Origin of the sequence: Sphingomonas sp. S-NIH.Pt15_0812, assembly GCF_003951315.1 — a bacterium.
Classification (GTDB): Bacteria; Pseudomonadota; Alphaproteobacteria; order Sphingomonadales; family Sphingomonadaceae; genus Sphingomonas.
Genome location: NZ_QLJH01000012.1, coordinates 1 through 12,768, shown reverse-complemented (window position 1 = coordinate 12,768; position 12,768 = coordinate 1). Strand labels below are relative to the sequence as shown.

The window sequence follows — 12,768 nt, the reverse complement described above, 5'->3', positions numbered from 1 at the left end:
CGTTTTCTATTGACTTTCCTGACAGTGGGACAACGGCGGGTTCAGCCGTGATGCATCGCCATGGCCGTAATGCTCTGGTCATACCCGCTTCACCCGGCGGGTGCGTAACGGAGTATCGAGCCATGAAGATTGCAGCACTGATCGGTGCCGGCCTGCTCGCCACCGGAGCCCTGACCGCCCTGCCGGCAGAGGCGCAGCGATGGGATCATCATCGCGGGCCCGGCTGGGATCGCGGACCGGGCCGGCATTACGGCCATGATCGCGGCTGGCGGGGCGACCGCTGGGATCGCGGCCCCCGCTGGCAGGGCGGTCATCGCTGGCAGGGCGGCCCGCGCTGGGCCGGACGCGGGCGGGGCCGACTGGTCTGCGAGCGTGGCTATTACGGCCGGCAATGCTACCGCGTCTATCGCTAAGCCAAAGATACTAAAGCTTTCATCAGGAAGGACAATTTTATGACCCTCAAGACCTTTATGGCCGCCGGCCTCGTCGTGCTCACCGGCCTGTCGCCGATCGCCCTCGCCACGCCGGCCGCGGCGCAGCGCACCGTCGTCCACGAACGCACCGTGGTCCGCCACGATGTCCGCCCGCATCATCGCCAGCGCGTCGCGACCCGCAAGGTCTGCACCAATCGCTGGATCCACGGCCATCGCGAGCGGGTGTGCCGCACCGTGCGCCGCTATCGCTGACCGATAGAAGGCCGGGCGGGCGGGGACTTGATCCCGCCGCCCGGCTCCGCCATAGGGCGCCTGGGAGTCGGGCGGACGTGGTCGTCGCCAACCCGGTCAGATCCGGAAGGAAGCAGCCGCAACGATTTCGCCGCGGGTCGTCCCGGCTCCCACCCATGACAAGGGCCAGAGACGCGGAAGCACGTCTCTGGCCCTTGTCGTATCCGCTGCCGTCCGTGGCGGGATCAGACCGGCTTGCCCACCGCCGCACCGGGCAGGGCCGAGGCGGCCTCCACCACATCCTCGTCGCGGAGCCGCCGCCAGCCTGCCGGACCCAGCAGCTCGAGCGGGCGGTAGCGCGTCTTGTAGGCCATGCGCGCCGAACCCTTCACCCAATAGCCGAGATAGAGATAGGGCAGGCCGGCATCCCGCGCGCGCATGATGTGGTCCATGATGATCAGGTTGCCGAGGCCCGGCCGGACCGGCGAATCACCCCCATCTCCCTCGGTCGCGAAGAAGCTGTAGATCATCGACAACCCGTCGGCCTGACGATCGGTCAGGCAGGCGCCCACCAGCTTGCCGCGCCGGCCGTTCGCCGGCGGCTCGCGATACTCGACGATCAGCGAATCGACCGGCGAATGCTCGACCATGTCGGCGAAGTCGTCCTCGTCCATATTGGCCATGCCGCCGCCCGGATGGCGATGGCCGAGATAGCGGCGGAGCAGTTGATACTGCTCGTCCGTCGCCCAGGCGCGACAGGCGACCACTTCCAGATCGCTGTTGCGCCGCAGCAACTTACGCTGCGTCGCATTGGGCACGAACTCGGTGTTGACGACCCGCACCGACACGCAGGCGGTGCAGCCGGTGCAGGATGGACGATAGGCCACGCCTTGGCTGCGGCGAAAGCCGATGCGGCCGAGCGCATCGTTCAACTCGCTGGCATGGGGGCCGGTCAGCTCCGTGAAGACCTTCCGTTCCTGCCGCCCGGGAAGGTACGGGCAGGGTGACGGCGTCGTGACGAAGAAGCGCGGAAAACGAAAAGGCGCGGTCACCGCCGAAAAACCCCCACAAAAGTCGTTACGCTGTTATATGTCGGTAGCGGCTGGATCTGAAAAGGTCGTTTACCATCAAATTGTGTCGATGGCGTCACAGACGTCGGAAACACGAGATCGGGTGGGGAACGAGCTGATCCTAGTTGCGTTGCCGAATTTCCCAATGGGAGGATTTTTATGAAGAAGTTCACCTCTGCCGTCGCAATTCTCGCCGCGTCGGCCATCTCGGTTCCCGCGATGGCGGCCCCGGCCAACCCGGCGTCGTCGCTGTCGGTCGCCAAGTCGGTCCGCGCCAGCGCTCCGTCGGGCAAGGCCAACAAGGCGGCCGGCGGCGGCGCGCTGCTCGGTGCGCTGATCGCGGCCGGCGTCGTGGCGATCGGCGTCGTCGCCGTCGTCAAGGACGACAATTCGGACAGCAACTAATCCTGCTGTGCGGCGGGAGGGGCCATGGCCTGTCCCGCCGTTTCCCGTTCAGGCCAGTTCGACCTGGCTGGTTTCATAACCCGCATCGCGCAAGCCCGCGATCAACCGGTCCAGATGCGCCCGATCGCGTGTCTCGCACTCGATATCGGTGATCAGCCCCTTGGCGGGCAGCGTCGTGAAGACGCGTTGGTGATAGACCTCGATGATGTTCACCCGCTCCTGATCGAAGATCCGGGCGACGTGGAACAGGGCACCCGGCCGATCCTGCAAGCGGATGCGAAGTCGGGCGAGCCGACCCGACCGCGCCAGGTCGCGCAACAGCACATTGGCCAGCAGCCGCGTGTCGATGTTGCCGCCGCACAGCACCACGCCCACGGTCCGCCCCTTGAACCGCTCCGGATGCGCCAGCAGCGCCGCGAGGCCGGCCGCGCCCGCGCCCTCCACCACCGTCTTCTCGATCTGGAGCAGCAGGCTGACGGACTGTTCCAGCTGCCGTTCGCCGACCAGCACGAGGTCGTCGACCAGTTCGGCGACGATCCGGGCAGTGATCCCGCCCGGCTCCTTCACCGCGATACCCTCCGCCAGCGTATCGCCCGCGCAGGGCAGGTCGGTGCCATGGATGCGGTTGTACATCGAGGGATAGAGTTCGGCCTGCACGCCGACCACCTCGACCCGCCGGTCGGCGGCCCGCGCCACCGTCGCCATGCCGGAGATCAGGCCACCGCCGCCGATCGGGACGATGAAGGTGTCGATGTCCGGCGCGTCCTCCAGCATCTCCAGCGCCAGCGTGCCCTGGCCGGCGATGATCCGGGGGTCGTCGAAGGGATGGACGAAGGTATAGCCGCGCTCGCCCTCCAGCACGCGGGCATGGGCATAGGCGGCGTCGAACGTCTCGCCCTCCAGCACGACCGTCGCGCCATGGCCCTCGGTCTGCACGACCTTCACGGTCGGCGTGTTGCGCGGCATCACGATCGTCGCGGGAACGCCCAGCCGGTTGGCATGATAGGCGAGGCCCTGCGCGTGATTGCCGGCCGAGGCGGCGATCACGCCCTGCGCCCGGGCCGCCTCGCTGAGCTGGAGCAGCGTGTTGAGCGCGCCACGCTCCTTATAGGCGGCGGTGAACTGGAGATTCTCGAACTTCAGATAGACGGTGGCGCCGGTCAGTTGCGACAGGGTGCGGCTGATCAGGGTCGGGGTGCGCACGATCGACTCGCGAATGCGCGCATGGGCGGTCCGGACGTCATCGATGGACACGGGCAGCGAGGCGGCGGGCGCATTGACCTGGGTTGTCATCGGGCGTCGTTAGACCGTCTGGTGCGGCGTGGAAACACCGCTTATGCGCCGATGTCATGCAAGGATATGCAATCAAGGGCTTGGTGGCCCTGTCACTGATCGCCTGGCCTGTCGCGGCGAGCGCGGACGCGCTGGTCGACAATGTCACCGGCATCACGCTGGACGAGGATGGCAAGGTCGTCCGCTTCACCGGCCTGTTGATGTCGCTTGATGGCAAGGTCGCCAAATTGCTGTCCGCCAAGGATAAACGGCCCGAAAAGCTCGACTGGCGCGCCGATATGAAGGGGCGGGTGATGATCCCCGGCTTCGTCGATTCGCACGGCCATGTGCTGGAACTGGGCTTTCGCCAGTTGGAGCTCGACCTGTCGGGCGCGCGCACGCTGGCCGAGGCGCAGGCGCGCATCCGCGCCTATGCCGCCGCCAATCCGGAACGGAAATGGATCTTGGGCGGCGGCTGGAACCAGGAGGCCTGGGGTCTGGGCCGCTTCCCCACCGCCGTCGAGCTGGATGCGGCGGTGCCCGACCGGCCGGTCTGGCTGGCGCGCGCCGACGGCCATGCCGGCTGGGCGAACAGCGTCGCGCTGCGCGAGGCGGGGGTGACCGCGAAGACCGTGTCGCCCGCGGGCGGACGGATCGAGAAGAGCGGCGCCCAGCCGTCCGGCGTCTTCGTCGATGCCGCGCAGGCGCTGATCCAGAAGGTGGTGCCGCAGCCTTTGCCCAAGGAACGCGACCTCGCCTTCCTCAAGGCGCAGGCGCTGCTGCTGGCGAACGGCGTCACCGCCACCGCCGATATGGGCACCAGCGTCGACGACTGGCTGACCTATCGCCGGATGGGCGACATCGGCAATCTGCGGATTCGAGTCATCAGCTATGGCGCCGGCATCGAGGATACGGTGCGGATCGGCGGCAAGGGGCCGACGCCCTGGCTCTATCAGGACCGGCTGCGGCTGGTGGGCGTGAAGCTGTACGGGGACGGCGCGCTCGGCTCGCGCGGCGCGTGGCTGAAAGCGCCCTATGCCGATTCCCCCCGCGAATCGGGGCTGGGCTTCCTGTCCGACACGGTGCTGCGCAACCTGATGAGCCGCGCGGCGATGGACGGATATCAGGTCGCCGTCCATGCGATCGGCGACGCCACCAATGCCGAGGTGCTGGGCGCGATCGACGAACTGTCGGAAACCTACAAGGGCGATCGCCGCTGGCGGATCGAACATGCGCAGATTGTCGATCCCGCCGACCTGAAGCGATTCGGCCAGCATGGCACCATCGCCTCGATGCAGCCGGTCCATGCGACCAGCGACCGGGTGATGGCCGAGGCGCGGCTGGGCCCGGCGCGGCTGGCCGGGGCCTATGCCTGGCGGACGATGCTGGCGAACGGCGTGCCGCTCGCCTTCGGATCGGACTATCCGGTGGAAAGCCCCGATCCCTTCGCCGGCTGGGCCGCCGCCGTCTCGCGCGAGGACGCCCAGGGGCAGCCGCCGGGCGGCTGGCGGCCGGAAGAGGCGGTGACGCGCGAACAGGCGTGGCGGGCCTTCACCCAAGGCGGGGCCTATGCCGGCTTTGCCGAGACCAAGTTCGGGCGACTGGCGCCCGGGCAGCGCGCCGATTTCCTGATCGTCGACCGCGATCCGACCGCCGCCTCCCCGGCCGAGCTGCGCGCGACCAAGGTGCAGGAAACCTGGGTCGGCGGTGAGAAGATGTGGGAGCGGAAGTAGGGAGGGGCCTCGCCTCCGCGCGGACTACCCCGGCGCAGACGAGCCCTCTGAAAGACCCGCCGGGATCATCCGCCGAGGGGTGGATCCAGCCGGGTGAGCCTCGCCATTCGTTCGAAACCTTCCGGAGCCGAACTCCCGCCTCTGCCGGGTAACGGGAATGGAACATCGACTCGTGCAGCGGTCCCGGCCGTCGCCGGACGGTGACGAGGGGCGGCCTCTTCCCAAATCGCGGTGAAGCCGGCGCACGGACCCGCGTCCATCATCCTTTCAAACGTGAAAAGCCGCGCGTCTCGCTAGAGACGCGCGGCGATCAACCCCCCACGGGTTAACCGGATCAGGCGACGGCGTTGATCTCCGCGTCTTCCGAGTCGCGCAGCACATAGCCGCGACCCCAGACGGTCTCGATGTAATTCTCGCCGTCGCAGGCCAGCGACAGCTTCTTGCGCAGCTTGCAGATGAAGACGTCGATGATCTTCAGTTCGGGCTCGTCCATGCCGCCATAGAGATGGTTCAGGAACATCTCCTTGGTCAGCGTCGTGCCCTTGCGGAGCGAGAGCAGCTCCAGCATCGCATATTCCTTGCCGGTCAGGTGCACGCGCGCGCCATCGACCTCGACCGTCTTGGCGTCGAGGTTGACGGCGAGCTTGCCGGTGCGGATCACCGACTGGCTATGCCCCTTGGAGCGGCGGACCACAGCGTGGATGCGCGCGATCAGCTCTTCGCGATGGAATGGTTTGGTGACGTAATCGTCGGCGCCGAAGCCGAAGCTGCGCACCTTCGAATCCATCTCATTGACGCCCGACAGGATCAGCACCGGGGTCGTCACCCGCGCCACCCGCAGCTTCTTCAGCACGTCATAGCCGTGCATGTCGGGCAGGTTCAGGTCGAGCAGAATGATGTCGTAATCATACAGCTTGCCCAGATCGAGGCCTTCCTCGCCCAGATCGGTCGTGTAGCAGTTGAAGCCCTCCGTGGAGAGCATGAGCTCGATGGCCTTTGCCGTGGTCGGCTCGTCCTCGATCAACAGCACGCGCATCAGCCAGTCCCCTGTCACAAGCCGAAGATCCCATCCCATGGAATCGGTCGGCTTGGATTCATTAACCAAAGAACATTTGAAGGCAAAAGGTTAATTTCTGGTTAGAGACGATCGGGAAAAGCCCCCCGCTCCATTTTCGCTTCATTTTCCTGCACCAGCGAGGGATGGACGACGCGGGGGATCGGCTCGCCCAGCACCTCGCGCAGGTAAAGGCTGCGAATCAGGGTAAAAAATACCACCAGCAGCGCGGCCGAGAAGAACAGGCCGAAGATGCCGAACACCACCCCGATGCCGATGATCGCGAAGACGGTGACGGCCGGCGGGATCGAGATCACCCGCTGCTGGACATAAGGAGTGATGAAGTTCGTCTGAATCAGCCGCACGACCGCATAGGTGACGAGCGTCCCGATGACGGGGCCGGTGCCGTGGATCGCCGCCAGTCCCAGGGCAGGCAGCATCGCGGCGGTCGGCCCGACATAGGGGATGAATTCCGACAATCCAGCCAGCAGGCCCAGCGCCGCGGCGGACGGCACGCCCGACAGCGCCAGGCCGATGCCGACCAGCACCCCCATGCTCGTCATCAGGATCAGCGACGATCGCAGCCACAGCCGCAGCGTCACCGCCACGTCGACCAGGGCATCCTCCACCGCCGGCCGGTGCTTGCGCGGGACGAGCAGCAACAGCCCGCGCTCATAGACCTTGGGATCGCCCGCGAAGAAGAAGGCGCCGACCAGCAGCAGGAGGGCGTTCAGGATCAGCTCGCCCGTGCCCTGCGCCAGCCCGCCGATATCCTGCGCGACCCGGCTGCCGGCAAAGGCGGCGCGCACCGCATCGACGATCTTGGCGCCGACCGGCGACTGGCTGGCCCAGCGCGCGAACTGGTCGATCAGGCCGGGCAGGGCGGTGACCAGCGCATTGAGTTGCTGACGAAAGGCGACGCCGAACAGCCAGACCAGGAAGGCGATCGCCGCCAGCACGGTCGCCATCGCCGTCCCCAGCGCCGCTTTCGCCGGCATCTTCAGGCGGCGGACATAGAGATCGGCAAAGGCGTGGATGACGGTCGCGCCCAGTACCGATCCGAAGGCGAGGATCAGCAGGTCGCTCGCCCGCCACAGCGCCAGCACCACCGCCGCCAGCACGACCAGGATGACGACCCGACGGATGAATCGCCCATCCGCTTCGTCGGGGGCCAGGCGACCGGCGGGCGGTTCGGGCTGGGTCGCGGGATCGTCGGAGGTCATGCGCGGTTCATGGCAGAGCCCGGCCGCTCGCGACAGGCTTTGTCGCCGCCGCGGCGCAGGGATCGTGCAGATGCTCCGCGAGAAAGGCGATCAGCGCTTCGACCCGCATCGGTCGCAAGGGGCTGGGCGGCGTGAGCAGGTGCAGCCCGATCGGCGGCGGCGTCCAGTCGGGTAGGATCGCGACCAGCGCGCCGCTGGCCAGGTGAGGGCCGACGATGAAGCCGGGCAACCGGGCGATCCCCAGCCCCTGGAGCAGGGCCGGCACCAGCGCATCGCCGCTATTGGCGGTCAGCGGCCCGTCGGCCTGCACGGTCAGCACCGTCCCCTCCGCATCGGCGAAGCGCCACGGGCCGGGTGCATTGGCATAGCCGAGCAGCCGGTGCGCGCTCAACTCGTTGGGATGAGCAGGCGCGCCGGCGGCCGCGAGATAGGCGGGGGCGGCGACGATATGGCTGGCGATGCCGCACAGCCGGCGCGCGCGCAGCGAGCTGTCCGCCAGGTCGCCGATCCGCAGCGCCACGTCGAACCCCTCCGCGACGATGTCGATTCGCGCGTCCGACAGGTGCAGGTCGATCTCGACGCCGGGATGTTGGGCCAGGAACCGCGCGACCAAAGGCGCGACATTGGCGATGCCGAAGCTCATCGGCGCGGCGAGTCGCACCCGCCCGGCCGGAGAGGTGGCGGCGTCATGGGCGGCCTCCTCGGCGGCGCGCGCCTCCGCCAGCAGCCGCGCGGCATGGTCGGCGAGCGGCCGCCCCGCCTCGGTCAGGGCCAGGCGGCGCGAGGTGCGGTGGAACAGCGACTGACCGATCTGCGCCTCCAGCCGCGACACCGCCTTGGACACGGTCGCCTTGCTGAGGCCGATCGCGGCGGCCGCACCGCTGAACGAGCGATGCTCCGCCACCGCCGCGAAGATCGCCCAGGCTTCCAGATCCGGCAGACGCATGGCGGCATTGCTCCTTTGCGGGAAGCTTATCCGTGGAAACGATCGGTTTCCACCGTTTCCGTTTACGCGACCCGCAAAGCGCCTATCTTGGTGTCATCACAGGAGTTCGACACCATGTCCGACACAGTCTCCGACACCCAAGCCATCGACCGCCGTCGCTTCGACACGCTGGGCCATGCGAATCATGGCTGGCTCGACGCGCGTCACCATTTCTCCTTCGCCGGCTATCACGATCCCGACCGGATGGGCTGGGGCGCGATCCGCGTATGGAACGACGATGTCATCGCGCCGCAGAACGGTTTCCCGCCGCATCCGCATCGCGACATGGAGATCGTCACCTATGTCCGCAGCGGCGCGATCACCCACCAGGATTCGCTGGGCAACAAGGGCCGAACCGGCGCCGGCGACGTGCAGGTGATGAGCGCCGGATCGGGCGTCCGCCATGCCGAATATAATCTGGAAGACGTGCCGACCACTCTGTTCCAGATCTGGATCGAGCCGACCAGCCGGGGTGGCGAGCCGCATTGGGGCGCCAAGCCGTTTCCCAAGGGCGAGCGCTCGGGCAGGTTCGTGACCCTGGCGTCGGGCTTCGCGGAGGATAGCGATGCGCTGCCGATCCGGGCCAAGGCGCGGGTGATGGGCGCGACGCTGAAGGCCGGCGAGGCGACCAGCCACCGCGTCGAGGCCGGCCGCCACGCCTATCTGGTGCCCGCCACCGGGCGGATCACGATCGACGGCCAGACGTTCGACGCGCGCGACGGCGCGGCGCTGTCGGGCGGCCGCACGTACGACATCGCGGCAACCGACGATGCCGAGATCGTCCTGGTCGACGCCGAATGATCCTCTCCGGGATCACCACGCTGATTTGGAAAGGGAGTTATCGATGACCAAGGTTCTGGTGCTGTACTATTCGTCCTATGGCCATATCGAGCAGATGGCCGATGCCGTCGCTGAGGGTGCCCGCGAGGCCGGCGCGCAGGTGGACATCCGCCGCGTCGAGGAAACCGCGCCCAAGGCGGTGGTCGAGGCGGCGCATTTCAAGACCGACACCGCCCACCCGCTGATCGAGGGGCCGGACGCGCTGGCCGATTATGACGCGATCATCGTCGGCGCACCGACCCGCTATGGCCGGATGCCCAGCCAGATGGCGTCCTTCTGGGACACGACCGGCGGCCTGTGGTTCCAGGGCAAGCTGATCGGCAAGGTCGGCGGTGCCTTCACCTCGACCGCCAGCCAGCATGGCGGGCAGGAGACGACGCTCTTCTCGATCATCACCAACCTGCTGCATCATGGCATGACGATCGTCGGGCTGGATTACGGCTTCAAGGGCCAGATGGGCGTCGCCGAGGTGCTGGGTGGCACGCCCTATGGCGCGACCACGATCGCGGACGGCGACGGCAGCCGACAGCCGCACGCCGAGGAGCTCGCCGGCGCGCGCTACCAGGGCAAGCGGATCGCGGAGACGGCGGCGAAGCTGTTCGGTTGACGATGAAGCGGGGTGCCGGCTGTGGCTGGCGCCCCGCATCATGAGAAATCTTCGGTTCCCCGGCGAAGGCCGGGGCCCAGTCGGGAAGGCGGAGGTAAGGGAGCGATGCGCTTCGTTACGAACGTTCCCCAACTGGACCCCGGCGTTCGCCGCGGAACACGCGTGTTTACAATCCTGCCCGGCTTATGGGCGGATCAAAGCGGTTCTCAATCCTCGTTCAGATCGCGCGCCACCTGCGGTGCGCGCAGCAACTGGTCGATATGGCTGCCCTCGTCGAAGCTTTCGTCCGCCAGGAACTTGAGCTTGGCGGCATATTTCATCTTGATGCGGGTCGCGACCTCGCGCTGCAGATAGGCAGTGTTGGTGCGTAGCGCCTTCAGCACCGCCGCCTCGTCCTTGCCGAGCAGCGGCTTCACGAACACGGTGGCGTGGCGCAGGTCGGGCGACATGCGGACCTCGGTCACCGACACCATGTGCTTCGCCAGCACATCGTCATGCACGTCGCCGCGCTGGAGGACTTCGGACAGGATGTGCCGCACCTGCTCGCCGACACGCAGCGTGCGGACGGATTTTTCGGGGGCGGCGTCGCTTTGATGTTTCATGGTCGTCCTGCGCCGCCGGTCAGCGGGCGGCGGTAAATCCGGGGGCGACCGGCGGCGGGGAAGCCGCCACCGGTCGCGCGCCCGATCAGAGGGTGCGCTCGCGCAGTTCGACCTCGAAGGTTTCGAGATAGTCGCCGGAGCGGATATCCACGAAATTGTTCGAGAAGGTCACACCGCACTCCAGGCCGGCGCGCACTTCGGCGACATCGTCCTTGAAGCGACGAAGCGACGCGATCTCACCCTGATAGATGATGACGTCGTTGCGCATGATGCGCGCCTTGAGCGCCTTGCGGATGACGCCGTCGACAACCAGCAGACCGGCTGCCCGGCCGTGCTTGCCCGCGGAGAAGACCTCGCGGATCTCGGCGCGGCCGACCACCGTCTCGAACGCCTCCGGCCCGAGCTGCCCCGCCATGCCGGCGCGAATCTCGTCGATCAGGTCGTAGATGACGTCGTAATATTTCAACGCCACCTTCTGCCGCTCGGCAATCTCACGCGCCTTGGCATTGGCGCGGACGTTGAAGCCCACGATCGGCGCGCCCGACGCACCGGCCAGCGTCACGTCGCTCTCGGTGATGCCGCCGACGCCCGAATGCAGGATGCGGGCGCGGATCAGATCGGTCGAGATCTTGTTGATCGACGCCACGATCGCCTCGACCGTGCCCTGCGTGTCCGCCTTCACCACCAGCGGATATTCCGCCGCCTGGTTCTGGCGCAGCGCCGAAAACATCGACTCCAGGCTGGCCGGGGCCGAGGTGGTGCGCTTCTGGGTCAGCACGCCCTGGCGATATTCCGCCACTTCGCGCGCCCGCGCCTCGTTCTCGACGACCTGCAGCGGATCGCCCGCCGACGGCACGCCCGACAGGCCGAGCACCTCGACCGGCATGGACGGACCAGCTTCCTTGATCTGGCGACCCTTGTCGTCGACCAGCGCCCGGACACGACCGCTTTCCGCGCCGACGACGAACACGTCGCCGACCTTCAGCGTGCCGCGATTGACCAGGACCGTCGCGACCGGGCCACGGCCCTTGTCCAGCTTGGCCTCGATCACCGTGCCGTCGGCCGGGCGATCGGGGTTGGCGGACAGCTCCATCAGTTCGGCCTGAAGCTGGATCTTCTCGATCAGTTCTTCCAGGCCGATCTTCTTGAGCGCCGACACCTCGACGTTCTGGACGTCGCCGCCCATTTCCTCGACCACGACTTCCTCGCTCAGCAGGCGCTCGCGCACCTTCTGGGCATTGGCCTCATGCTTGTCGATCTTGTTGATCGCCACGATCATCGGCACGCCGGCCGCCTTGGTGTGGTTGATCGCCTCGATCGTCTGCGGCATCAGCCCGTCATCGGCCGCGACCACCAGCACCACGATATCCGTGACGTCGGCGCCACGTGCGCGCATCTGGGTGAAGGCCTCGTGACCCGGCGTGTCGAGGAAGGTGACCTTCGACTTGTCCTTCAGCGTGACCTGATAGGCGCCGATATGCTGGGTGATGCCACCGGCCTCGCCCCGCACCACGTCGGTGCCGCGCAGCGCGTCGAGCAGCGAGGTCTTGCCATGGTCGACATGGCCCATGATCGTGACGACGGGCGGACGCGGCTGCAGGGCCTCGACCGGATCCTCGTTGGTATCGACCGCCAGATCGACATCGCTGTCGGAGACACGGACGATATTGTGGCCGAACTCGGTCACCAGCAACTCGGCCGTATCCTGGTCGATCGTCTGCGTCATCGTGACGGGCATGCCCATCTTGAACAGCGTCTTGACCAGATCCGCACCCTTTTCCGCCATGCGGTTGGCGAGTTCCTGCACCGTGATCGCCTCGGGCACCTGCACGTCGCGGACCTGCTTGATCTGCGGCTCGCGCGGACCACCGAAGGAGCGCTTCTCCTTCTCGCGGGCCCGCTTGAGCGCCGCGAGCGAACGGGCGCGCGCGCCGTCGTCGCTGCCCAGCGCGCGGGTCACGGTCAGCTTGCCGCCACGACGCTCGTCGCCGCGCCGGTCACGCTGCTGCGGACGCGTGGCCGGCGCACCGGCGCGCGGCGTCGCCGCACCCGAGGTGAAGCTGCGCGGCTGCGATGCCGACGATTCGGCCGGCTTGGCGGCGGCGGTCGGTGCCGCGGCGGCTGCGGGCTTTTCCACCGGCTTGGGCGCGGGCGGCGGAGGACGCTCGGGCCGGGCGACCGGCGAGAAGCGGCGCGGGGCCGGCATCGACGGATCGCGCGCCAGTTCGACCACCGGACGCGCCGGAGCGGGCGCGGGGATCGGTGCCGGACGCGCCGCCACGGGGGCGGGGGCCGGCACCGATCCCCGCGCC

General features: G+C 67.7%; 13 protein-coding genes and 1 other RNA gene. 7 read left to right on the top strand and 7 right to left on the bottom strand.

Annotated elements, in window-relative coordinates; translation table 11 throughout:
- The first annotated feature begins 122 nt into the window (after positions 1-122).
- The 3 genes from BRX43_RS09675 to ffs all read left to right on the top strand — a co-directional run bounded on the left by BRX43_RS09675 (position 123) and on the right by ffs (position 843).
- A complete protein-coding gene (locus tag BRX43_RS09675) occupies positions 123-413 on the top strand; it encodes a hypothetical protein (RefSeq protein ID WP_125994656.1) in 291 nt (96 codons plus the stop codon).
- 39 nt (positions 414-452) lie between these two features.
- The gene (locus tag BRX43_RS09670; RefSeq protein ID WP_241214881.1) at positions 453-686 is read left to right on the top strand and encodes a hypothetical protein; all 234 of its coding nucleotides are present in this window, start codon (positions 453-455) and stop codon (positions 684-686) included.
- 59 nt (positions 687-745) lie between these two features.
- An RNA gene (gene ffs, locus BRX43_RS09665) (signal recognition particle sRNA small type) lies at positions 746-843 on the top strand.
- A 67-nt stretch (positions 844-910) separates the two neighbouring features.
- Here the strand turns inward: ffs and BRX43_RS09660 are convergent.
- Positions 911-1,717 carry an arginyltransferase gene (locus BRX43_RS09660; RefSeq protein ID WP_125994655.1) on the bottom strand — a complete coding sequence of 269 codons (807 nt, stop codon included), beginning with the start codon at positions 1,715-1,717 and terminating at the stop codon, positions 911-913.
- A 177-nt stretch (positions 1,718-1,894) separates the two neighbouring features.
- Here BRX43_RS09660 and BRX43_RS09655 point away from each other — a divergent pair, with 177 nt between their 5' ends.
- Positions 1,895-2,140, top strand: coding sequence for a hypothetical protein (locus BRX43_RS09655; protein ID WP_125994654.1), 246 nt, complete (start codon positions 1,895-1,897; stop codon positions 2,138-2,140).
- Between the two features lie 48 nt (positions 2,141-2,188).
- On the opposite strand, the gene BRX43_RS09650 is transcribed toward BRX43_RS09655, so the two are convergent.
- On the bottom strand, positions 2,189-3,433 hold the full coding sequence (locus BRX43_RS09650) for a threonine ammonia-lyase (protein ID WP_125994653.1): 1,245 nt from the start codon (positions 3,431-3,433) through the stop codon (positions 2,189-2,191).
- 56 nt (positions 3,434-3,489) lie between these two features.
- Between BRX43_RS09650 and BRX43_RS09645 the strand changes: the two genes are divergently transcribed.
- Entirely contained in the window at positions 3,490-5,145 is a 1,656-nt protein-coding gene (locus BRX43_RS09645) for an amidohydrolase (RefSeq protein WP_125994652.1), read from the top strand.
- Between the two features lie 334 nt (positions 5,146-5,479).
- Here BRX43_RS09645 and BRX43_RS09640 read toward each other — a convergent pair whose 3' ends face one another.
- The 3 genes from BRX43_RS09640 to BRX43_RS09630 form a co-directional block, all read right to left on the bottom strand.
- Complete coding sequence (locus tag BRX43_RS09640; RefSeq protein ID WP_125994651.1) at positions 5,480-6,181, bottom strand: response regulator transcription factor; 702 nt, start codon at positions 6,179-6,181, stop codon at positions 5,480-5,482.
- Between the two features lie 101 nt (positions 6,182-6,282).
- Complete coding sequence (locus BRX43_RS09635; RefSeq protein WP_125994650.1) at positions 6,283-7,422, bottom strand: AI-2E family transporter; 1,140 nt, start codon at positions 7,420-7,422, stop codon at positions 6,283-6,285.
- Between the two features lie 7 nt (positions 7,423-7,429).
- Positions 7,430-8,368, bottom strand: coding sequence for a LysR family transcriptional regulator (locus tag BRX43_RS09630; RefSeq protein WP_125994649.1), 939 nt, complete (start codon positions 8,366-8,368; stop codon positions 7,430-7,432).
- Positions 8,369-8,482: 114 nt separating this feature from the next.
- Here BRX43_RS09630 and BRX43_RS09625 point away from each other — a divergent pair, with 114 nt between their 5' ends.
- A complete protein-coding gene (locus tag BRX43_RS09625; protein WP_125994648.1) occupies positions 8,483-9,208 on the top strand; it encodes a pirin family protein in 726 nt (241 codons plus the stop codon).
- Between the two features lie 43 nt (positions 9,209-9,251).
- The gene (gene wrbA / locus BRX43_RS09620; RefSeq protein WP_125994647.1) at positions 9,252-9,854 is read left to right on the top strand and encodes an NAD(P)H:quinone oxidoreductase; all 603 of its coding nucleotides are present in this window, start codon (positions 9,252-9,254) and stop codon (positions 9,852-9,854) included.
- A gap of 206 nt (positions 9,855-10,060) precedes the next feature.
- On the opposite strand, the gene rbfA is transcribed toward wrbA, so the two are convergent.
- Positions 10,061-10,456: a 30S ribosome-binding factor RbfA gene (gene rbfA / locus BRX43_RS09615; protein ID WP_125994646.1), complete on the bottom strand. Its 396-nt coding sequence runs from the start codon at positions 10,454-10,456 to the stop codon at positions 10,061-10,063.
- An 85-nt stretch (positions 10,457-10,541) separates the two neighbouring features.
- On the bottom strand, positions 10,542-12,768 hold a 2,227-nt coding region (infB, locus tag BRX43_RS09610), incomplete at its 5' end, for a translation initiation factor IF-2 (protein WP_125994645.1).